This window comes from Anaerostipes faecis (genome assembly GCF_910574135.1).
GTDB lineage: Bacteria > Bacillota > Clostridia > Lachnospirales > Lachnospiraceae > Anaerostipes > Anaerostipes hominis.
The window spans coordinates 1-20,706 of sequence record NZ_CAJSYK010000032.1 but is presented as its reverse complement, the minus strand read 5'-3'; the positions used below and the strand labels follow the sequence as shown (position 1 = coordinate 20,706).

20 protein-coding genes are annotated in these 20,706 nt (G+C 44.4%); all 20 read left to right on the top strand.

Annotated elements, in window-relative coordinates; all coding sequences use genetic code 11:
* Positions 1–59 precede the first annotated feature (59 nt).
* The 20 genes from nrdD (at position 60) to QGT46_RS15185 (ending at position 20,490) form a co-directional block, all read left to right on the top strand.
* On the top strand, positions 60–2,219 hold the full coding sequence (gene nrdD / locus QGT46_RS15280; RefSeq protein ID WP_148459201.1) for an anaerobic ribonucleoside-triphosphate reductase: 2,160 nt from the start codon (positions 60–62) through the stop codon (positions 2,217–2,219).
* Positions 2,220–2,717: an anaerobic ribonucleoside-triphosphate reductase activating protein gene (gene nrdG, locus QGT46_RS15275; protein ID WP_148459199.1), complete on the top strand. Its 498-nt coding sequence runs from the start codon at positions 2,220–2,222 to the stop codon at positions 2,715–2,717.
* A 174-nt stretch (positions 2,718–2,891) separates the two neighbouring features.
* Positions 2,892–3,746, top strand: a complete 855-nt coding sequence (gene proB, locus QGT46_RS15270; RefSeq protein WP_148459197.1) for a glutamate 5-kinase — start codon at positions 2,892–2,894, stop codon at positions 3,744–3,746.
* Between the two features lie 21 nt (positions 3,747–3,767).
* Entirely contained in the window at positions 3,768–3,977 is a 210-nt protein-coding gene (locus QGT46_RS15265) for a DUF896 domain-containing protein (protein WP_024727745.1), read from the top strand.
* 24 nt (positions 3,978–4,001) lie between these two features.
* Entirely contained in the window at positions 4,002–5,243 is a 1,242-nt protein-coding gene (locus QGT46_RS15260; RefSeq protein ID WP_024727744.1) for a glutamate-5-semialdehyde dehydrogenase, read from the top strand.
* Between the two features lie 257 nt (positions 5,244–5,500).
* Entirely contained in the window at positions 5,501–6,817 is a 1,317-nt protein-coding gene (gene rsxC, locus QGT46_RS15255) for an electron transport complex subunit RsxC (protein WP_148459195.1), read from the top strand.
* Positions 6,818–6,830: 13 nt separating this feature from the next.
* A complete protein-coding gene (locus tag QGT46_RS15250; protein ID WP_148459194.1) occupies positions 6,831–7,781 on the top strand; it encodes an RnfABCDGE type electron transport complex subunit D in 951 nt (316 codons plus the stop codon).
* Positions 7,774–8,385, top strand: a complete 612-nt coding sequence (locus tag QGT46_RS15245) for an RnfABCDGE type electron transport complex subunit G (protein WP_024727741.1) — start codon at positions 7,774–7,776, stop codon at positions 8,383–8,385. Before QGT46_RS15250 ends, QGT46_RS15245 begins: the two co-directional genes overlap by 8 nt.
* A 1-nt stretch (position 8,386) precedes the next feature.
* Positions 8,387–9,088, top strand: a complete 702-nt coding sequence (rsxE, locus tag QGT46_RS15240; RefSeq protein ID WP_024727740.1) for an electron transport complex subunit RsxE — start codon at positions 8,387–8,389, stop codon at positions 9,086–9,088.
* Positions 9,089–9,100: 12 nt separating this feature from the next.
* The gene (gene rsxA / locus QGT46_RS15235) at positions 9,101–9,676 is read left to right on the top strand and encodes an electron transport complex subunit RsxA (RefSeq protein WP_006567153.1); all 576 of its coding nucleotides are present in this window, start codon (positions 9,101–9,103) and stop codon (positions 9,674–9,676) included.
* A gap of 13 nt (positions 9,677–9,689) precedes the next feature.
* Entirely contained in the window at positions 9,690–10,484 is a 795-nt protein-coding gene (locus tag QGT46_RS15230) for an RnfABCDGE type electron transport complex subunit B (protein WP_024727739.1), read from the top strand.
* Between the two features lie 117 nt (positions 10,485–10,601).
* Entirely contained in the window at positions 10,602–10,847 is a 246-nt protein-coding gene (locus QGT46_RS15225) for a YlmC/YmxH family sporulation protein (protein ID WP_024727738.1), read from the top strand.
* A 106-nt stretch (positions 10,848–10,953) separates the two neighbouring features.
* Positions 10,954–11,403: a transcriptional regulator NrdR gene (gene nrdR / locus QGT46_RS15220; protein WP_024727737.1), complete on the top strand. Its 450-nt coding sequence runs from the start codon at positions 10,954–10,956 to the stop codon at positions 11,401–11,403.
* A gap of 75 nt (positions 11,404–11,478) precedes the next feature.
* Complete coding sequence (locus tag QGT46_RS15215) at positions 11,479–12,996, top strand: YifB family Mg chelatase-like AAA ATPase (protein ID WP_148459193.1); 1,518 nt, start codon at positions 11,479–11,481, stop codon at positions 12,994–12,996.
* Positions 12,989–14,068: a DNA-processing protein DprA gene (gene dprA, locus QGT46_RS15210; RefSeq protein WP_148459192.1), complete on the top strand. Its 1,080-nt coding sequence runs from the start codon at positions 12,989–12,991 to the stop codon at positions 14,066–14,068. The genes QGT46_RS15215 and dprA overlap by 8 nt, the downstream gene beginning before the upstream one ends.
* 15 nt (positions 14,069–14,083) lie before the next feature.
* Positions 14,084–16,177: a type I DNA topoisomerase gene (gene topA / locus QGT46_RS15205; protein ID WP_148459190.1), complete on the top strand. Its 2,094-nt coding sequence runs from the start codon at positions 14,084–14,086 to the stop codon at positions 16,175–16,177.
* Positions 16,178–16,179: 2 nt separating this feature from the next.
* On the top strand, positions 16,180–16,950 hold the full coding sequence (codY, locus tag QGT46_RS15200) for a GTP-sensing pleiotropic transcriptional regulator CodY (protein ID WP_024727733.1): 771 nt from the start codon (positions 16,180–16,182) through the stop codon (positions 16,948–16,950).
* A gap of 151 nt (positions 16,951–17,101) precedes the next feature.
* Positions 17,102–17,830, top strand: coding sequence for a 30S ribosomal protein S2 (rpsB, locus tag QGT46_RS15195; RefSeq protein ID WP_270431008.1), 729 nt, complete (start codon positions 17,102–17,104; stop codon positions 17,828–17,830).
* Positions 17,831–17,851: 21 nt separating this feature from the next.
* Positions 17,852–18,784 (top strand): translation elongation factor Ts, encoded by a 933-nt coding sequence (gene tsf, locus QGT46_RS15190; RefSeq protein WP_148459188.1) that lies wholly within the window; start codon positions 17,852–17,854, stop codon positions 18,782–18,784.
* Positions 18,785–19,599: 815 nt separating this feature from the next.
* Positions 19,600–20,490 carry a penicillin-binding transpeptidase domain-containing protein gene (locus QGT46_RS15185; RefSeq protein WP_148459187.1) on the top strand — a complete coding sequence of 297 codons (891 nt, stop codon included), beginning with the start codon at positions 19,600–19,602 and terminating at the stop codon, positions 20,488–20,490.
* The last annotated feature ends 216 nt before the right edge of the window (positions 20,491–20,706 follow it).

Here is a 20,706-nt window from a genome sequence, read left to right as displayed (position 1 = left end):
GACACACAATATATATTGGTTTATAATAGAGGACAGAATAATTGAAAGGGTGAAGATAAATGAAAGTGATTAAGAGAAATGGCAGTAAAGTAGATTTTGATCCGTCTAAAATCGAACTTGCCATCTTAAAAGCTATGAGGTACGGAAGCGGGGTTGTAGATGAAAAATGTGCAAAGGATATTTCCTTTGAGATCCATGAGGAACATCAGGGAGACGAGGATATCAGCATTTACCGGATCGAAGACCAGGTATTTGAAAAGCTCATTCAAAAAGACCAGATTTTGACGGCGAAGGCCTATGAAGGATACCGTAAGGTCAGAGAGTTCCAGAGAGAGACGAATACCATTGACAATGAGGTATTCGGCATCGTGACCGGAGAAAACCAGGAAGCTTTGGATGAAAACTCTAATAAAGATCCGAATATCCTGGCAACACAGAGGGATCTGATCGCAGGGGAATTTTCCAGGGATTACTGCAGGAGGATGATGCTTCCGCCTAAAATTGTCCAGGCACATGATGACGGCATCATTCATTTTCACGATATGGACTACTATATCCAGCAGATGCATAACTGTGACTTGGTGGATTTAAAGGATATGTTTAAAAACGGAACGGTGATAAACGGTAAACTGATTGAAACTCCGAAGTCCCTCCAGACTGCTTGTACGGTTGCGACCCAGATTGTACAGCAGGTGGCAAACGGTCAGTATGGAGGCCAGACGATTTCGCTTTCCCATTTGGCACCCTTTGTAAGAGTGAGCTTAGATAAACATAAAGAAAAGGTGAAAAAGGAAGGGGAGATGATCGGAAAAGAGTATACGGAACGGGAAGTAGAACTGATCGCAGAAGACCGTCTTCACGATGAGATCGTTTCCGGCATCCAGACGATACAGTATCAGATCAATACCTTTTCAACTACCAATGGACAGGCTCCGTTTTTGTCTGTCTTCATGTACATCAGTGAAGAACCGGAATATGAAAAAGAGACGGCGATGCTGATCGAAGAAATGTTAAGGCAGCGGTATGAGGGAATGAAAAATCCGGTGGGAGCCTATGTGACACCGGCATTTCCAAAACTTTTGTATGTCTTGGATAAAAACAATGTACCGAAAGACAGCAGGTACCGCTATCTGACGGATCTGGCGGTCAAATGTGTGGCAAAACGCATGATGCCCGACTTTATTTCGGCAAAGATCATGAAGAAGAATTACAAAGGGGAAGTGTTCCCGTGTATGGGATGCCGAAGCTTTCTGGCTCCATGGAAAGATGAAGAGGGCAATTATAAATGGTACGGCAGATTTAATCAGGGAGTCGTGACTATTAACCTGGCCGATGTGGGATTGTCTGCGGAGCAGGATATGGAGAAATTCTGGAATATCCTCGACGAACGCCTGAGCCTGTGCCGGGAAGCGCTGATGCTGCGGCATGAGAGCCTGAAAGGTACCTTGTCAGATGTGAGTCCGATCCACTGGCAGTTCGGAGCCATCGCAAGGCTGAAGCCGGGCGAAACGATCGATAAGCTTTTGGAAGGCGGCTACTCTACACTTTCCCTTGGATACATCGGTTTGTACGAGTGTGTTCTTTCCCTCCTCGGAAAAAGTCATACGACGGAGGAAGGCGATGAACTGGCTGTCAGGATCATGGAGCGTCTCCGGGGAGCATGTGACCGGTGGAAGGCAGAGTCCGGACTTGGATTCAGCGTGTACGGAACTCCGGCAGAGTCTACGACTTATACGTTTGCAAGAAGCTTAAAGAAACGGTTTGGTGTTGTGGAAGGAATCACGGATAAAGATTACATTACAAATTCTTACCATGTAAACGTGACTGAACCGATCGATGCCTTTGAAAAACTTGGATTTGAAGCAAAGTTCCAGAGCATTTCTTCAGGCGGGGCGATCAGTTACGTGGAGGTAACGAACCTGAATCAGAATCCCGAAGCGCTGTCTGCTCTGATTGACTATATGTACGATACCATTCAGTATGCCGAGATCAATACAAAGTCAGACTACTGTCAGGAATGCGGATTTGACGGGGAAATCCTTCTTGATGAGAACTATGAGTGGTACTGTCCGAACTGCGGCAACAGAAGCCACAAGACTTTAAACGTATGCCGCAGGACCTGCGGATATCTGGGAGATAATTTCTGGAACAAGGGACGTACCCAGGAGATCGGAGAACGGTTTGTCCATCTGGATAACCAGGTGCAAGAGGTGAACTAAATGCGGTACGCACAGATCAGGAAGATCGATATTTCCAATGGAGTCGGCATCAGGACCTCTCTGTTTGTACAGGGGTGCACGAGGAAGTGTAAGGGTTGTTTTAACCCGGAAACATGGGATTTTGAGGGCGGCCTTAAATGGAATAAAGAAACGGAAGAAGAATTTTTAACACTGACAGCAGGAGAGCATATAGCCGGGGCAACGATTCTTGGAGGAGAGCCTATGGAGCCTGCAAACCGGCGTCCGGTCAGGGAATTGCTGATGAAGCTCAAAGAGCGTTGTCCGGAAAAAAATATCTGGATGTATTCTTCTTATCTGTTTGAAGAAATCATGGAGTTTGATCCGGAGGTGCTTCAAAATCTGGATGTTTTAGTGGACGGCCCTTTTGTGGAAGAAAAAAAGGATTTAAATTTAAGATTCCGGGGAAGCAGTAATCAAAGAGTCATTGACGTGAAAGCATCACTGGAAAGTGAAGATGTAATCCTTCTTGATGTTTAGTTAAAAACCCAGAAGAATTCTGATATAGTCAGATTCTTCTGGGTTTTTAACTAAATCAATTTTTCGTGTCGATTTTTCGGTGATAATACGTTGATTTTTTTTTAGAAAGAGGCTACAATAATCATAAACTGCGCTGACCGAGGCTCAGCGGGAATAGGACAGGACTTCAGCATTATGGAAAACAGAGAAAAACTAAAGGATAAGAAGCGGATCGTAGTTAAGGTAGGGACTTCTTCCCTGATACATCCGAAGACAGGACAGCTAAATTTATTCCGGCTTGAAAAGCTGGTCCGTGTCCTGACAGATATTCACAACAGCGGAAAAGATGTGATATTAGTATCGTCCGGAGCGATCGGGGTCGGCTATAAAGCACTGGGACTAAAGGAACGCCCGGAATCTCTTCCGATGAAGCAGGCCTGCTCTGCCGTGGGACAGGGACAGCTGATGATGATCTATCAAAAGCTGTTTGCTGAATACAATCAGGGCTCTGCCCAGATCCTCATCACAAAAGAGACGATGTTGAACGATATGCGCAGGTTCAATGCAAGAAATACATTTAACCAGCTGCTGAGTCTGGGCATCATTCCTATCGTAAATGAAAATGACACCGTCTCCACAGAAGAAATTGAGTTCGGAGACAATGACACTTTATCTGCCGTGGTCACTGCGGTAGTAGAAGGAGATCTTTTGATTCTTCTCACGGATATAGACGGATTATATACGGACGACCCGCATAAAAATAAAAGAGCAAGACTTATATCAGAAGTACCCGTGATTACCGAAGAGATCGAAAACATGGCAAAAGGAGCTGTGACCAAGGTGGGAACCGGGGGCATGGCCACAAAGATCGCAGCTGCAAATATTGTGACAGACTGCGGGGCCGATATGGTCATAGCAAACAGCAGAGATTTAAATGACCTGAACAGAATTATCGGGGGCAGGGAGATCGGAACGCTTTTCTTAGCCCATAAAAGAGAACATTTTAATTTTCGGAAATATCTTACGGAATGTCCGTATTTAAACTCATAATTTTGACTGGAAAGGAATAGTATGAACGAAGACAAGATCAGAAGAATCAATGAATTATATCATCTGGAAAAGTCCATCGGGCTTTCAGAGAAGGAAAAGAAGGAGCAGAAAAAGCTGAGAGAAGAATATATCCAGTCTGTCCGGGCAAATCTGCGCGGACAGCTGAATCATATCAGCATAAAGAATGAGGACGGAAGTGTGACTCCGCTGAAGCCAAAGGGAAAGCACTGAGATAAAGATAGAAGGGAGGTTGTTATGTTAGAACAATTAGGAAGACAGGCAAAAGAAGCGTCGGTCGTTCTGGCGCAGGCGCCCATGAATGACAAAAACGAGCTGCTCAGGGAAGCGGCAGACCAGCTTGTGACAAACCAGAATTACATTCTTTCGGAGAATGTAAAAGACGTGAAAGCAGCCATGGAGCGCGGGATGTCGGAGGCACTGGTGGACCGTCTGACTCTGACGGTTGACAGGATCGAAGGTATGGCAGAAGGACTCAGACAGGTGGCGGACTTGGAAGATCCCATCGGGGCAGTCACCGAGATGAAGCCCAATAAAAGCGGACTGCTGATCGGAAAGAAGGTCGTGCCTTTGGGCGTTGTGGGGATTATCTATGAATCCCGTCCCAATGTCACTGCGGATGCGTTTGCTCTTTGCTTTAAGACAGGAAACGCCTGCCTGCTCCGCGGCGGAAGCGACGCCATACATTCTAATCTTGCGATTACTAAAGTTCTCCAGGAATCATTAGCCAAGAAAAAGATGCCGGTATTCGGCATTCAGCTCCTGGAAGATACCAGCCGGAAAACTGCCACAAAGATGATGCAGATGAATGAATATATTGATGTCCTCATTCCAAGAGGCGGAGCCGGATTGATCCGGAGTGTCGTGAAAAACAGCACGGTTCCCGTGATCGAGACAGGAACCGGAAACTGCCATACTTATATCGATGAGTATGCAGATCCCCAAATGGCTGTCGATATCGTGGTCAATGCAAAAACTCAGAGGCTTGGAACCTGCAATACATGCGAGTCTCTGGTCATACATAAAGATGTTGTACAGACCCATCTTCCGGCTGTTGTAGAGGCATTGCTGAAAAAGGGAGTGCAGGTCAGAGGAGACGAGAGAGTCATGGCAGTCAGTGACCAGGTGATCCGGGCGACGGAAGAAGACTGGGGAACCGAATATCTGGATGCCGTTATCTCGGTAAAGGTCGTGGACAGCTTTGATGAGGCGGTAAAACATATCAACCGCTACAATACCAAACATTCCGAGGCGATCGTCACAGATTCTTATTCCCATGCCCAGGAGTTTCTGGAGAAGATCGATGCGGCTGCAGTCTACGTAAATGCTTCCACGAGATTTACCGATGGATTCGAGTTCGGCTTTGGAGCCGAGATCGGAATCAGCACCCAAAAGATCCATGCAAGGGGACCGATGGGACTCGATGCGCTGACGACTACCAAATTTATTATTTATGGCAATGGACAGATCAGGCATTAGATAAAACTTCAAAGAGGGAGTTCTCAGGATCGGGGACTCCTTTTAGATTGATAATTATTTCACATATAGAAAGCGCTATTGTTTCTTTTTCTGTGCAAAAAGATGAAAAAAGTAAAAGAATGAAAAGATTTTAGTGAGATGTGTGTTATTTTATGGGATTTCATTTGTGAAAAAAATGTCGAAAGTTGATTTTGCATGCTAAACAATTTATCATTAAAGATATGGAAATTAAAGAAAAGAGAAAGGAAGGCTTAAAAATGGCATTGTTTACATTTAGCGGCGGAGTTCATCCGGATGACGGGAAAGAATACGCAAAAAATTCTCCGATCACCGAATATCTGCCTAAAGGAGATGTTGTTTTACCTGTCGGCCAGCATATCGGGGCACCTGCGAAACCGATCGTACAAAAAGGTGATCAGGTACTGGCGGGACAGAAGGTTGCAGAGGCAGGCGGTTTTGTGTCTGCCAATATTTACAGCTCTGTTTCGGGTACGGTGAAAGCAATCGAGCCGAGAGTGACTCCCGCCGGGGCAAAAGTAAATGCAATTGTAATAGAAAACGACGGAGAATTTAAAGAAGCGGAGTTTAAAGCAAAGCCGTATCAGGATATGACCAGAGACGAGGTTCTCGCTGCGATCAAAGACGCAGGGATCGTCGGGCTCGGAGGGGCAGGTTTCCCGACTCATGTGAAGCTGGCTCCGAAAGATCCGGATGCCATCGAGTACATCATTGTCAATGGTGCGGAGTGTGAGCCTTACATAACCGGAGATTATAGGATCATGATGGAGACTCCGGAAGTCCTCGTGGAAGGTCTTAACATTGTTCTTGACTTGTTCCCGAAGGCAAAAGGAATCATCGCAGTGGAAGACAATAAAAAAGATGCCATTGCCAAAGTCAGCGATTGTGTCAAAGGAGATGCAAGAATTTCGGTTGCAGAGTTAAAGACAAAATATCCGCAGGGAGCGGAGCGTTCCCTGATCTATGCGACTACGGGAAGAGCCATCAATTCCAGTATGCTTCCGGCAGATGCAGGATGTATTGTGGACAACGTGGCAACGATTGTTGCTGTCAAGGAAGCGGTAAAAGAGGGAAGACCTTTGTTCCGCCGTGTGGTAACGGTGACCGGAGATGCGGTTGAGAGCCCTAAAAACCTTTTAGTCCGCACGGGAACCAACGTCAACGAACTGATCGAAGCAGCCGGTGGATTTAAGGGACAGCCTGAGAAGGTGATCTCCGGAGGTCCGATGATGGGAATGGCCATGTTTACTACCGACGTTCCGGCAGTCAAAACATTTTCTTCTCTGCTTGCATTTACAAAGGACCCTGTGTCTGCCGTAGAGCCGAGCAACTGTATCAACTGCGGGCGCTGTGTCAGCGTCTGTCCTCAGAAGTTAATGCCGGCGAGACTGTCCGTACTGGCAGATAACAATAACTTTGAAGCATTTGAGGCACTCCACGGAGATGAGTGTGTGGAATGCGGATGCTGTTCTTTTATCTGTCCGGCGAAGAGAAACCTGGCACAGTCAATGAAGACAGGACGCAAACAGGTCTTGGCAAATCGTAGAAAGAAGTAAAGGAGAGGTACATATGAACGAAACATTATATCGTGTTTCAGCAAACCCGCACGTAAGGGACAAAAGCTCAACACAAAGCATTATGCTGGACGTAATCCTTGCATTACTCCCGGCCACAGTTTTTGGTATCTATATCTTCGGTGCATCTGCGGCTGTGACCATTGCGGTCTCCATTGTCACCTGTGTGGCTGCTGAGTATATATATCAGAAGCTAATGAAACAAAAAGTTTCCGTCAGCGATCTGAGCGCGGCTGTGACCGGACTCCTGCTTGCGCTGAACCTGCCGGCAGGTGTTCCTTTCTGGATGCCGGTGCTCGGCGGCCTTTTTGCCATTATTGTCGTAAAACAAGTTTTCGGCGGCCTGGGGCAGAATTTTATGAACCCGGCATTGGGAGCCCGCTGTTTTCTGATGATCTCTTTTGCGGCAAGAATGACTACATTTACATATGACGGTGTCACCACTGCGACTCCTCTTGCCCTGCTGAAGGCAGGAAAGAGTGTAGACCTCGGAAATGTCTTTACAGGATTTATCCCGGGAACGATCGGAGAGACATCCGCCGTCCTGCTCCTCTTGGGAGGAGCCTACCTGGTATTAAAGAAAGTCATCTCACCGCTGATCCCATGCATCTATGTAGCGACGGTGGCTGTCTTCGTACTGCTTTTTGGAGGACATGGCTTCGATCTTACTTATATGGCATCTGAGATTTTTGCCGGCGGTTTGATGCTCGGTGCGATCTTCATGGCAACGGACTATGTAACTTCGCCGATCACTTCCAAAGGAAAGATCATCTTCGGTGTCCTCTGCGGACTGCTGACCGGTATTTTCCGCCTGTTCGGACCGATGGCAGAGGGGGTTTCTTACTCTATTATCATTGCGAACCTGGTTGTTCCTCTGATTGAAAAGATTACGGTTCCTACTCCGTTTGGAATTGTGAAGGCAAAAGGAGGCAAAGACAATGAATAAAAGTTTAGTAAACGACTGTATTAAATTATTTATCATCACTCTGGCTGCCGGACTGATCCTTGGATTCGTTTACAACGTGACCAAAGATCCGATTGCAAAGCAGGAAGAAAAGACAAAACAGGAAGCATACAAGGCTGTGTTCAAAGACGCAGATCGATTTGAGGCAGTGAAGCTTAATAAAAAAGAGATAAACAAAGTTTTGAAGGCAAAGAATTTGGGCCAGAATACGGTCAGTGAGATTGCCAAAGCAGTAGATAAGGACGGAAAAGGTCTTGGATATGTATTCTCCGTGACAAACCCTGACGGGTACGGCGGAGATATCACCCTCTCCGTCGGTGTCAAGAATGACGGTACGGTCAACGGATATGAGACTTTGACGATCAGTGAGACCGCAGGTCTTGGTATGAAGGCAAAAGAAGATGAATTTAAGAGTAACTTCAAAGATAAAAAAGCGAAGCAGTTTGAAGTCGTAAAAGACGGTTCCGGCAAGAATGACGACGCAAAGGTCGATGCCATCAGCGGTGCCACGATCACCAGCCGTGCGGTAACAAGCGGGGTCAACAGCTGTGTTGCTTTAATGGATACATTGAAAGGAGGTAATTGAGATGAAAAGTAATCCGATAGAACGTTTAATCAACGGTATTGTCAAAGAAAATCCTACTTTCGTCTTAATGCTCGGTATGTGTCCTACCCTCGCGGTAACCACATCCGCCATCAACGGGGCAGGAATGGGACTTTCCACTACGGCCGTGTTAATGTTTTCCAATCTGATCATTGGACTCATGCGAAATATTATTCCTGACAGGGTCCGTATTCCGGGCTATATTGTTATCATTGCATCTCTGGTAACGGTAGTACAGTTCCTTTTGCAGGGATATGTGCCGTCACTGAATGCAAGCCTTGGAATATACATTCCTCTGATCGTAGTAAACTGTATCATCCTGGGACGCGCAGAATCCTTTGCATCTAAGAACGGGGCAGTTCTCTCTTTCTTCGACGGTGTCGGAATGGGACTGGGATTTACCATTGCACTGACTGTGATCGGAGCTTTCCGTGAACTCCTCGGTGCAGGTACGATCTTTGGCACAAAGATCATGCCGGCTGCTTATGAGCCGATCACGATCTTTATCCTGGCCCCCGGAGCATTCTTTGTCCTGGCCTGCCTTGTTGCAGTTCAGAATAAGGTAAGAAACAAGAAACCGAAAAAAGCAGGAGAGCCTCAGGCTTCCGGCTGCGGCGACTGTGCAAGCTGCGGAAACGGTGCCTGTGGAAGCCGGTTTTTCGATAACAGTGTGGATGACAAATAGGGGGGATGAACAATGTCAAATTTATTATTAGTCGCAATCGGTGCGGCATTAGTTAATAACGTAGTATTGAGCCAGTTCCTAGGCCTTTGTCCTTTCCTTGGTGTATCCAAGAAGGTAGAAACTGCCGGCGGAATGGGCGCTGCGGTTATTTTCGTCATCACAATCGCCTCAGCGGTTACCTATTTCGTTTATGCGGGCATACTCGTACCGTTTCATCTGGAATATCTTCAGACGATCGCATTTATCCTTGTCATTGCGGCATTGGTTCAGTTCGTGGAAATGTTTTTAAAGAAATCTATGCCGGCTCTTTATGAGTCTTTAGGCGTATATCTTCCGCTGATCACTACCAACTGTGCGGTGCTCGGTGTTGCATTGAATAACGTTCAGTATGATTACAACTTTATTACCAGTGTAGTCAACGGATTTGGAGTGGCTGTCGGATTTACCATCGCCATCGTGATCCTGGCTGGTATCCGCGAGAAATTAGAATACAACAACATCCCGGAATCTTTCAAAGGAATGCCGATCACTCTTGTCACGGCAGGGCTGATGGCTATCGCTTTCTTTGGATTCTCAGGAATCATATAGGGAGGTAGCAAAAATGGATATTACAGCAATTATCCTCGCGGCCGTCGTGGTCGGAGGCATTGGTTTGGTCATTGCTATTCTTTTGGGAATCGCTTCTGAGAAGTTTAAGGTTCCGGTCAATGAAAAAGAAGTAGCAGTCCGCGCAGAACTTCCCGGAAACAACTGCGGAGGCTGCGGATATGCCGGATGCGACGGGCTTGCAAAAGCGATCGCGAACGGAGAAGCTGCGGTCAATGCCTGTCCGGTAGGCGGGCCTGCGGCGGCAGAAAAAATCGGTGCCATCATGGGTGTGGAAGCCGGTGACTTCGTAAAACAGGTGGCATTCGTAAAGTGTGCGGGGACCTGTGAGAAAGCATCAAATAAATACGAATATACAGGACAGATGAGCTGTGTGGAAGCCATGAACGTACCCGGAGAGGGGCCCAAAGCATGCTCTTTCGGATGTATGGGATTCGGAAGCTGCGCCCAGGTGTGCCCTGAGAATGCAATCTCCATCGTCAACGGTATTGCGTATGTTGACAAAGAAGCGTGCATCGGCTGCGGAAAATGTACCGATATCTGTCCGAAGGGACTTATTGAACTGGTTCCTTACGACAAGAAGCATTTAGTGCAGTGTAATTCTAAAGACAAGGGAAAAGACGTCATGTCCGTGTGCAAAGCCGGATGTATCGGCTGCGGGCTCTGTGCGAAAGAATGTAAGCTTGGAGCGATTACCGTAGAAAATAACATTGCTCATATAGACTATGAGAAATGTGTCAACTGCGGACTCTGTGCCAAGAAGTGTCCGAAAAAAATCATTACTGTATAATAAAGTGAATTATATAAAGATCATTAGGCTGTATCTGACTGGAGGATACAGCCTTTTTGACACATTTTATTTCCTGGGGCATACACTATTATAACTATTTTTCTGGGGTGGCGTTTCATGAAGTTTTTAGAGTTGAGGGAAAAGGATGTTATCAACTGCCGGACCGGAGATAAACTGGGATGTGTAATCGACCTGGAGTTTGACCTGGCGTCAGGTCAGATTTTATGTCTGATCGTTCCAAAAGCGACAAAGATCCTATGTTTTACAAAAGGAGAGTTTTATTATATTCCATATAAGAAGATCATTCGAATCGGCTGTGACACTGTATTGGTGGATATTAATGAAAAAGAATGTTTGAAGTGATCTGGAAAAAATGATATACTTCCTTTAACGAATGGAAAGTCTTGAGGCAGACGTGTTCTGCCTCTCAAAAGAGTACAAAGAAAAGCATAGCCCGGGAGGTAGAAAAATGAGGTGCCCTTATTGCGGAAGTGAAAATTCCAGAGTCATTGATTCCAGACATTCGGAAGACAATAACTCTATACGGAGAAGACGACAGTGTGACGACTGCAGCAAGCGTTTCACGACCTATGAAAAGATCGAGACAGAACCGCTGTCTGTGATCAAGAAGGACAAGACCAGACAGATGTATGACCGCTCCAAGATCAAGGCGGGTATCGTACAGTCCTGCCACAAGCTGCCTATATCCATGGGACAGATAGATCAGATTGTAGATGAGATCGAGACAAAGATCTATAATCTCGGACAGCGCGAGGTGGAGAGTTCCCTGATCGGAGAAATCGTCATGGACAAGCTGAAGGAACTGAATGAGGTGGCATATGTAAGGTTTGCCGCTATATACAGAGAGTTCAAAGATGTGAACACCTTCATGAGTGAACTGAAAAAATTGCTGAAATAGTTGTAAAAAAATAGAAAATATGATAAGATACAGTATATTGTTAGCTGAAAGGCTTCCGGAGAAGAAGGAGGCTTTATGTTTTGTTCGATGTTAAGCGGCATTGTTTCAGGCGCCGCAGGCTGTATCATTCAGGTCGAAGCGGAACTAAGAAGCGGTCTCCCATACTTTACTATGGTAGGCCGCCTTTCTAATGAAGCAAAAGAATCCAGGCACAGGGTGGAATCCGCACTGCGGGCTCTGGGCTGTCCGCTCCCTCCTATGAAAATTACCGTCAATTTATCTCCTGCCGACATCAGAAAGACAGGAACCGCATTTGATCTTCCCATCGCAGCGGCCGTTATGGCCGGTCTCAATTATATTCCAATTAACAAAGAACCGCCCATCTGTCTCCTGGGAGAGCTGGGATTGGACGGCAGTGTCCATGGGATCAGACAGTGCCTGCCCATCATCATGGAAGGGAGAAAGCAGGGCATCCGGCGGTTCATGGTTCCCTATGATGATATGGAATCCCTTGTACATATCAGAGATGTGGAACTGGTTCCGGTAAAGCATCTTTCCGATGCCGTGGACTATTTCAGAAGCGGGTGTGTGCTTCCATATCATTTTAAGGAAAAAAGGATGATCCTTGACAGCCAGTGTCATGATTTTTCAGAAATAAAAGGACAGGCTTTCTTAAAAAGAGCTCTGGAAATCGCCGTAACCGGGAGGCATAACATTCTTCTGATCGGAGCTCCAGGATGCGGCAAGACTATGGCGCTTGAACGGATTTCTTCTATCATGAACAGTTTATCCGAGGAAGAATATCTGGAGGTGCAGGCTCTGTATCAGGCGGCCGGTGTCCACCGGGAGGCAGAAGATTTTTGTCCGCCTTTCCGAAAACCTCATTCTTCCATATCCAGGGGAGCGCTGATCGGTGGGGGAGCGGTTCCAAAAGTTGGAGAGATCACACTTGCCCACAAAGGTGTCCTGTTCCTGGATGAACTGGCACAGTTTGACGCCAAATGCATTGAAGCCCTGAGACAGCCGCTGGAAGATAAGCAGATTATTTTAAACAGGCTTGGGAGAGACTATACCATGCCTGCGGACTTTTTACTTGCAGCGGCCATGAACCCATGCCCATGCGGCAACAGCTTTACTCCGGAGGCATGCCGGTGCAGTGCGGGTGAAAAGCGGTCCTATTATCACAGACTTTCAGGGCCCATACTGGACCGTTTTGATCTGATTCTCACAGTTGGACAGGAGGCAAAGAAAATGGACGCCGAGACTGAAAATTCGGCTGCCATCCGCAGCAGGGTTTTGGAACATATCAGGGAGGAACAGAGAGAACTCTCGGATACTCCGTATTCTTATTACGGTCAGATACAGGCAGAGGACTTAGAAAAAATCTGTCCGTTGTCCAAAGAAAGCCGAAGAATTTTAAAAGAAGAACAAAAGAAACATCATATTTCTATGCGGGGTATTCATAAGATTGTGAGGACAGCAAAAACGATTGCCGGAATGGAACAGAAAAGCGGGATCGGGGAGGGACATCTTATAGAGGCACTGTCTCTGCGCAACATGGAGTTTTTATCGGAGGCTGCGGGATATGAATGAAAAGATTTCGTGGTTCTGGTTTACGTCGCTTCTTGAGATGAATCGAAAGACGCAGGGTGAGATCCTTTCTGCCGTTATTCATCCGGAGGAACTCAGGAAGCTTAATGCGGAGACTGCAAAGCCATTTCTTAACAAGAGACAGTACCGGCTTTTTCTTGAGACAAGAGATGAATCTTATATCTGTAAGAAGTACGAGGAGCTAAAAAAGCAGAAAACAGACTATATTATATGGAAAGAACCCGATTATCCACAGCGGCTTAAACAGATCTATGACTATCCGTTTGGCATTTTCCGAAAAGGCAGGCCGCAGGAATCAAGGCTGGTCATTGCCATAGTAGGGGCCAGATCCTGTACTTTATATGGAAGAGAGATGGCAGGATATTTTGCAAAAGAGCTGTCCAGGAGGGGTGTTTTGATCGTCAGCGGTATGGCAAGGGGAATCGACGGAGCTTCTCACAGAGGAGCCCTGGATGTAGGCGCACCGACGGCAGGTGTTCTGGGATGCGGGATTGACCGGATTTATCCGAAAGCACATAAAAAACTGTTCGCCGATGTAGAGAAACAGGGTGTGATCTATTCTGAGTATGGTCCCGGCGTAGAGCCGCTTTCTTTTCTTTTTCCGCAGAGGAACAGGATCATCAGTGGCCTTTCCGACGGAATTTTCGTAGTGGAGGCCAGAGAGAAAAGCGGATCTCTGATCACAGCGGACAGCGGATTGGAACAAAACAAAGAAATTTTTGCACTCCCGGGCAATGTGACGAGTGATGTATCAAGGGGCTGCCATCGCCTGATCCAGCAAGGCGCCAAGCTGGTTTCCGGCCCCGAAGATATCTTAAATGAATTTCCAAAATTCAGAGTATTTTCACATAATGTCTGTCAATTTGATAAAAATTCACTTGCTAGAGGTGAAAAAATGGTGTATGATGTTTTGAGTTTGGAACCTAAATGCCTGGAACAGATAGCTTCGGAGGCAAAACTGCCGGTCACAGAGGCTGTGACATCCTTATACTATCTACAGAGGCAGGGGTTGGCAGAAGAAATACTGAAAAATTATTACATAATAAAAATATAATTAAGAGGTGCAAAAATGCCAAAATACTTAGTAATTGTAGAATCACCAGCGAAAGCAAAGACGATCAATAAATTTTTAGGGAAAAATTATACGGTCATTGCATCCAACGGTCATGTGAGGGATCTCCCCAAGAGTACGATGGGAATCGACCTGGAACATAATTTTGAACCAAAATATATTACGATCCGGGGCAAGGGAGAAGTATTGGCGGCATTGAGGAAAGAAGTGAAAAAGGCCGACAAAGTTTATCTCGCGACTGACCCTGACCGGGAAGGGGAAGCAATTTCATGGCATCTTTATTATGCGCTGAAACTTGAGAATAAAAAATGCAGCCGTATCACATTTAATGAGATCACCAAGAATGCAGTCAAGGAATCATTAAAGCATGCGAGAGAGATCGACATGGACCTGGTGGATGCCCAGCAGGCAAGACGTGTCTTAGACCGGATTGTCGGGTATAAGATCAGTCCTCTTTTATGGGCAAAGATCAAGAGGGGATTGAGCGCAGGCCGGGTACAGTCTGTGGCGCTCCGCCTGATCTGTGACCGGGAAGAAGAGATCAGCGCTTTCATACCGGAAGAATACTGGTCACTGGATGCTTTTCTGAATGTGAAAGGGAGCAAAAAGCCCCTGGAGGCCAAGTTTGCCGGAGACAAAGTCGGGAAGATCGAGATCAAGAATGAAGAACAGCTGAACAAGATCCTTGCGGAACTTGAAGGCGCCGAATTTCATGTTGACAGCGTAAAGACAGGGGAGCGTATCAAGAAAGCCCCGCTTCCGTTTACGACCAGTACGATGCAGCAGGATGCATCCAGCAAACTGAATTTTCCGACAGCAAAAACCATGAGGATTGCTCAGCAGCTGTATGAGGGTGTAGACATCAAAGGAAAAGGCACCGTGGGATTGATCACTTACCTGCGTACAGACTCCACAAGGATTTCGGAAGAGGCAGATAAGAATGCCAGAGAGTTCATCTCTGAAACCTACGGAAGTGATTTTGTCGGAAACGGACAAGTTTCAAAAAAGGACGACAAAAATGTACAGGACGCCCATGAAGCCATTCGTCCCACTTACATCGAGAACACCCCGGCGAGCTTGAAAGAACAGCTTTCCAGAGACCAGTTCAGGCTTTATCAGCTGATCTGGAACCGGTTTATGGCGAGCCGCATGAGTGCAGCCAAGTATGAGACTACATCCGTAAAGATCGACGCCAACGGATACCGTTTCAATGCTTCCGCATCCAAGATCGTTTTTGACGGATTTTTGACTGTGTACAACATCGACAATGAGAAATCAAAAGGAAATGTCATACTGAAAAGTATCGATACTTCCACGGAGCTGAAGTTAAAAGAGTTTGACCACAAACAGCATTTTACACAGCCGCCGGCCCACTACACGGAAGCAACGCTTGTCCGCACTCTGGAAGAACAGGGTATTGGACGGCCGAGTACGTATGCTCCTACCATATCTACGATTATTGCCAGAAGGTATGTGGTCAAGGAAAAGAAGAATCTGTATATGACGGAGCTGGGAGAAGCGGTCAATACCATGATGAAAAAGGCATTTCCGTCTATCGTGGATGTGCATTTCACCGCTACGATGGAGGCGCTTTTGGATATGGTGGAGGAAGGCAAGGTCCACTGGAAATCCGTGGTGGAAAACTTCTATCCGGATCTTAAAGAAGCCGTGGAGGCCGCAGAAAAAGAACTGGAGCAGGTAACCATTGAGGACGAAGTGACCGATGTGGTCTGTGACCAGTGCGGACGCAATATGGTCGTGAAATATGGGCCGTATGGGAAGTTTCTGGCCTGTCCGGGATTCCCTGACTGCCGAAACACAAAACCTCACTTTGAAAAGATCGGAGTTCCATGTCCGCTGTGCGGAAAGGAAGTCGTCTTAAAGAAAACCAAGAAGGGTCGGAAATACTACGGATGTGAGGATAACCCGGAATGCGAATTTATGTCATGGCAGAAGCCTTCTACCGTCAAGTGTGAGCGCTGCGGAAAGTATATGGTGGAAAAAGGAAAGAAACTGGTTTGTTCAGACGAACACTGCGGATATGTATGTGATCTGCCGAAAGAGGAAGAAGTTACGGAAAATAAGGAGTAGCTATGAGTGTACAATTATTAGATAAAACCAGGAAGATAAATAAATTACTGCATAACAACAATTCACAAAAAGTTGTTTTCAATGACATCTGTCAGGTTCTGATGGAGGTTATGGATTCCAATGTGATCGTTATCAGCAGAAAGGGAAAGATCTTAGGAATTCAAAATTCAGAGAACATAGATCCTATCGAAGAGATGATCAGCGGCAAAATTGGGGATTATATTGACACGGATTTAAATGAGCGTCTGTTGACGATATTATCCACGAAGGAGAATGTAAATCTCCAGACACTCGGTTTTGAAAGAGACATTCACCGCTACTGCGGTATTATCTCCCCGATCGATATCGCAGGAGAGAGATTTGGCACGCTGTTTATGTACCGGATGGAAGATGACTATACGATCGATGATATTATATTGGTTGAATACGGAACAACAGTCGTTGGATTGGAAATGATGCGTTCTGTCAGTGAAGAGATAGAGAGTGAACGCAGAAAGCAGAATATCATCGAATCTGCCTTCAGAACTCTCTCCTTTACGGAACTGGAAGCGGTTCATCATATTTTTGATGAGCTGAACGGGAGCGAGGGTATTTTGGTTGCCAGCAAGATTGCCGACCGTTTCGGCATCACCCGTTCAGTCATCGTCAATGCACTGAGAAAGCTGGAGAGTGCGGGAGTCATCGAGTCCCGGTCTTCCGGCATGAAAGGAACTTATATCAAGGTTGTAAATGACCTGATTTTTGGCGAATTAAACCGGGCCGGGCGTATCTAAGCCGGAAGTGCGAAATTTTTCTTGCATTGTGTAAAACAGATGTGCTATACTGTCAAAGGTAAAAATAAACACGCCGTTGGAATTTCGGTAGGTGCCGAGAGGTTTGCCGGGATAATGACAATGGTGGAAGCATAACCAAAGGAGATTTTTTATGAGCGTTATTTCAATGAAACAGTTATTAGAAGCAGGTGTTCACTTCGGACATCAGACAAGAAGATGGAATCCTAAAATGGCTCCGTATATATACACAGAGCGTAACGGAATCCACATCATCGACCTTCAGAAATCCGTAGGCATGGTAGACGATGCATACAACGCAGTAAAAGAATGTGTCGCAGAAGGCGGAAAGATCTTATTTGTGGGAACAAAGAAACAGGCTCAGGATTCTATAAAGACAGAAGCAGAGCGCTGCGGAATGTTCTATGTAAACCAGAGATGGTTAGGTGGAATGCTCACAAACTTCAAGACAATCAGAAGCCGTATCGACCGTTTAAAGAAGATCAAAAAGATGGAAGAAGACGGAACATTTGAAGTTCTTCCAAAGAAAGAAGTATTAGAACTTAGAAAAGAAATGGATAAATTACAGAAGAACTTAGGCGGAATCGAGGAGATGAAAGAAATTCCGGATATGATCTTCATCGTAGATCCTAAAAAAGAAAATATCTGTGTTCAGGAAGCACACACATTGGGAATTCCTCTGGTAGGTATTGCAGATACAAACAGTGATCCTGAAGATTTAGAATACATCATCCCAGGAAACGATGATGCAATCCGTGCAGTTAAATTGATCACATCCGCAATGGCTGATGCTGTTGTAGAAGCAAACCAGGGAATGGATGCTGCTGATGTGGAAGCAGAAGAGGAAGCTGCAGAAGAATAAGATTTATTTGGAGGAAAAATCATGGCTATTACAGCAGGAATGGTAAAAGAATTAAGAGAAAAAACCGGTGCCGGAATGATGGACTGTAAAAAGGCATTAAACGCTACCGATGGAAATATGGAAGCAGCAGTTGAGCACTTAAGAGAGCAGGGACTTGCAAAGGCTGAAAAGAAAGCCGGACGTATTGCGGCAGAAGGATTAGTTGCTACTAAACTCTCTGATGACGGAAAGAAAGCTGCTATTGTGGAAGTAAACTCTGAGACTGACTTCGTTGCTAAGAACGAACAGTTCCAGACTTATGTTGCAGAGGTTGCAGATCAGGCTCTCACAACAGGTGCGGCAGATATCGAAGCTTTCCTTGCAGAAGAATCTAAAGCAGAAGCAGGAAAAACTGTAAAAGAAGTATTAGACGGAAAAATTGCAATCATCGGTGAGAACTTAAATATCCGTAGATTTGCACAGATGGAATCAGCAGCCGGATTTGTTGCTTCTTATATTCATGCAGGCGGAAAGATCGGCGTATTAGTAGAAGTTGAGACAGATGTTGTCAACGACGAGATCAAAGAGATGGGTAAAAACGTAGCTATGCAGGTAGCTGCTATTATGCCGAAATATACAAGCAGAGATGAAGTTTCTAAAGATTACATCGATCATGAAACAGAAATCTTAAAAGCTCAGGCTAAGAATGAAAATCCGGACAAGCCGGACAACATCATCGAGAAGATGATCATCGGACGTCTGAACAAAGAATTAAAAGAAGTTTGTCTGTTAGATCAGACTTATGTAAAGGCTGAAGACGGAAAACAGACTGTTGGAAAATATGTAGAAGAAGTAGCAAAAGCTAATTCTGCGAAGATTGCCATTAAAGGATTCATCCGTTTTGAGACAGGCGAAGGAATCGAAAAGAAAGAAGAGAACTTTGCTGAGGAAGTGGCAAAGCAGATGGGAAACTAATTTATCATTTGCAAGAATGATACAATGCTAATTAAATAGCGTATTTAAGCGGTTACTGGCTATTTTGACAAGTATTATAAACTACTGTAAAATCTCACAAAATATCGTGCTATTTTGGGTACAGATTGGGTAGGGTATTGGGTAAAGAAATTTACCCAACCTTTTAACGAGGAATTTGCTTGTTGTTTAAAATAGAAAGGGAACGCTGTGAGTGATGAGGGTGTATTGCGGAAGCGATATGCTCTCATTTTTTAGAATAATTGATAATACAGTATTTGAAATTTAGTAATATTAGAAAGAGGGAACGGGGAGTGAGGTTAATAGTGAAAAGGAGAATAACAGAAATAATATTTTGGATATTTAATATCGTATTGATAAAAATGTCGTTTAGGGCGTATAGACCTGTGGTATCATTTGTTACGACGATTATTTGTAGTATGCCAATGAATCCTTTGATTTTAAATCGTATACAAAGAAGAATAGATGATAGTAAGCAGAAATAATTTGAGAGAAAATCTCACAACAGAATAAAGTACTTGGAAATATTGAAAAGTTCGCTTAAAATTAAGGTTTACAGACATTTTTCTTCAAAGAAAAGGTATCGTAGAATACTGCAAAATATCGTAATAGATTTTTAAAATGGAGTAAATTTGGAGTAAAAGTCGAAAGAAGAGTAAATATTTCAAGAAAGCATTGGAGGAATGACGCAGATAGTAAAGATATTGTGTGCGTTATTTTTATAACGAATGATGTAAATACTTACAAAGTATGATATTATGAGAAAATAAATAAATTGGAAGTTGTAAGGAGAAAGCATGTTAAGATTATTCAAGATTACCTGTATTTCAGCAATATGTTTTATAATGTTATCGGGGTGTTCATCTAGACAAGAAAAAGTGGAGCGGATAGAAACAAATCAATTAGAACAATCAAAAACAGATGAGAAAACAGAAGAAAAAGTGAGCGAGAGCAATGAGGAAGAAATACTTGATTTAAGTGATGACTTTAATGGTATTAATGGATGTGCAGTTTTATACAGTCCGTCAGAAAATAAGCATTCTTTGTACAATAAAGATATGGCAGAACAAGAAGTATCCCCATATTCAACTTTTAAAATTATTTCTACATTAATAGGACTACAAAACGATATTATTAAAGATGAAACCTCCACCATGAACTATAATGGAACTCAATATCCAAATCCGGAATGGAACGAGAATTTGGCTTTGCAAAAAGCATTTCAAACATCTTGTATATGGTACTTTCATCAGATTATAAATAGTGTAGGGGAACAAGAAGTTAAAAAAGAACTAAGTGGGTTGGAATATGGTAATTGTGATGTTTCCGCATGGGAAGGAAGTAATATAAATCCATACAAAGAATTAAATGGGTTTTGGCTAGGTTCATCTTTAAAAATATCGCCATATGAACAGGTAGAGGTTTTATCAAAAATTTTTGAAGGTGAAAGTTTCTATGATAGCCAGAATGTCGAAATATTAAAGAAAATTATGCTAATTGAAGATGAGAAAGAGAAAAAAGTATATGGGAAAACAGGTTCTGGCACAAATGGAGAAGCGTGGTTTATAGGCTTTACTGAAAAGGGACAACAAAGAGAATATTTTGCTGTATATCTCGATGATAGTTTGCAAAAAGAACAGGTTTCAAGTAGTCTTGCTAAAGAAATTGCTCTAAAAATAATGGAGTAAAGATATTTTTAATTTAGAGGAAAGGAGAGTATAAATGGACGCAATAGGTTCCTCAACAAAGTTAATGTGGTTTTTTGAGTGTGTGAAACTTTTTCTGTAAAATAGAACTTAGAAGGTTCTTCTATGATAAAATAAAAATCATAGGAGGGCCTTTTATTATGGCAAGAGAAAAGAAACCAGTACACAAAGTACAAATGACGGAAGGGAAACGCAACA

Bases quoted from the DNA above. Each gene is read 5' to 3' on its own strand.
- QGT46_RS15225 (WP_024727738.1), top strand. From the start codon at position 10,602: ATGAAGTTTTTAGAGTTGAGGGAAAAGGATGTTATCAACTGCCGGACC.
- QGT46_RS15260 (WP_024727744.1), top strand. From the start codon at position 4,002: ATGTTAGAACAATTAGGAAGACAGGCAAAAGAAGCGTCGGTCGTTCTG.
- nrdR (WP_024727737.1), top strand. From the start codon at position 10,954: ATGAGGTGCCCTTATTGCGGAAGTGAAAATTCCAGAGTCATTGATTCC.
- rpsB (WP_270431008.1), top strand. From the start codon at position 17,102: ATGAGCGTTATTTCAATGAAACAGTTATTAGAAGCAGGTGTTCACTTC.
- tsf (WP_148459188.1), top strand. From the start codon at position 17,852: ATGGCTATTACAGCAGGAATGGTAAAAGAATTAAGAGAAAAAACCGGT.
- topA (WP_148459190.1), top strand. From the start codon at position 14,084: ATGCCAAAATACTTAGTAATTGTAGAATCACCAGCGAAAGCAAAGACG.
- nrdG (WP_148459199.1), top strand. From the start codon at position 2,220: ATGCGGTACGCACAGATCAGGAAGATCGATATTTCCAATGGAGTCGGC.
- QGT46_RS15245 (WP_024727741.1), top strand. From the start codon at position 7,774: ATGAATAAAAGTTTAGTAAACGACTGTATTAAATTATTTATCATCACT.
- nrdD (WP_148459201.1), top strand. From the start codon at position 60: ATGAAAGTGATTAAGAGAAATGGCAGTAAAGTAGATTTTGATCCGTCT.
- QGT46_RS15250 (WP_148459194.1), top strand. From the start codon at position 6,831: ATGAACGAAACATTATATCGTGTTTCAGCAAACCCGCACGTAAGGGAC.
- dprA (WP_148459192.1), top strand. From the start codon at position 12,989: ATGAATGAAAAGATTTCGTGGTTCTGGTTTACGTCGCTTCTTGAGATG.
- rsxA (WP_006567153.1), top strand. From the start codon at position 9,101: ATGTCAAATTTATTATTAGTCGCAATCGGTGCGGCATTAGTTAATAAC.
- rsxE (WP_024727740.1), top strand. From the start codon at position 8,387: ATGAAAAGTAATCCGATAGAACGTTTAATCAACGGTATTGTCAAAGAA.
- proB (WP_148459197.1), top strand. From the start codon at position 2,892: ATGGAAAACAGAGAAAAACTAAAGGATAAGAAGCGGATCGTAGTTAAG.
- QGT46_RS15265 (WP_024727745.1), top strand. From the start codon at position 3,768: ATGAACGAAGACAAGATCAGAAGAATCAATGAATTATATCATCTGGAA.
- codY (WP_024727733.1), top strand. From the start codon at position 16,180: ATGAGTGTACAATTATTAGATAAAACCAGGAAGATAAATAAATTACTG.
- QGT46_RS15185 (WP_148459187.1), top strand. From the start codon at position 19,600: ATGTTAAGATTATTCAAGATTACCTGTATTTCAGCAATATGTTTTATA.
- rsxC (WP_148459195.1), top strand. From the start codon at position 5,501: ATGGCATTGTTTACATTTAGCGGCGGAGTTCATCCGGATGACGGGAAA.
- QGT46_RS15230 (WP_024727739.1), top strand. From the start codon at position 9,690: ATGGATATTACAGCAATTATCCTCGCGGCCGTCGTGGTCGGAGGCATT.
- QGT46_RS15215 (WP_148459193.1), top strand. From the start codon at position 11,479: ATGTTTTGTTCGATGTTAAGCGGCATTGTTTCAGGCGCCGCAGGCTGT.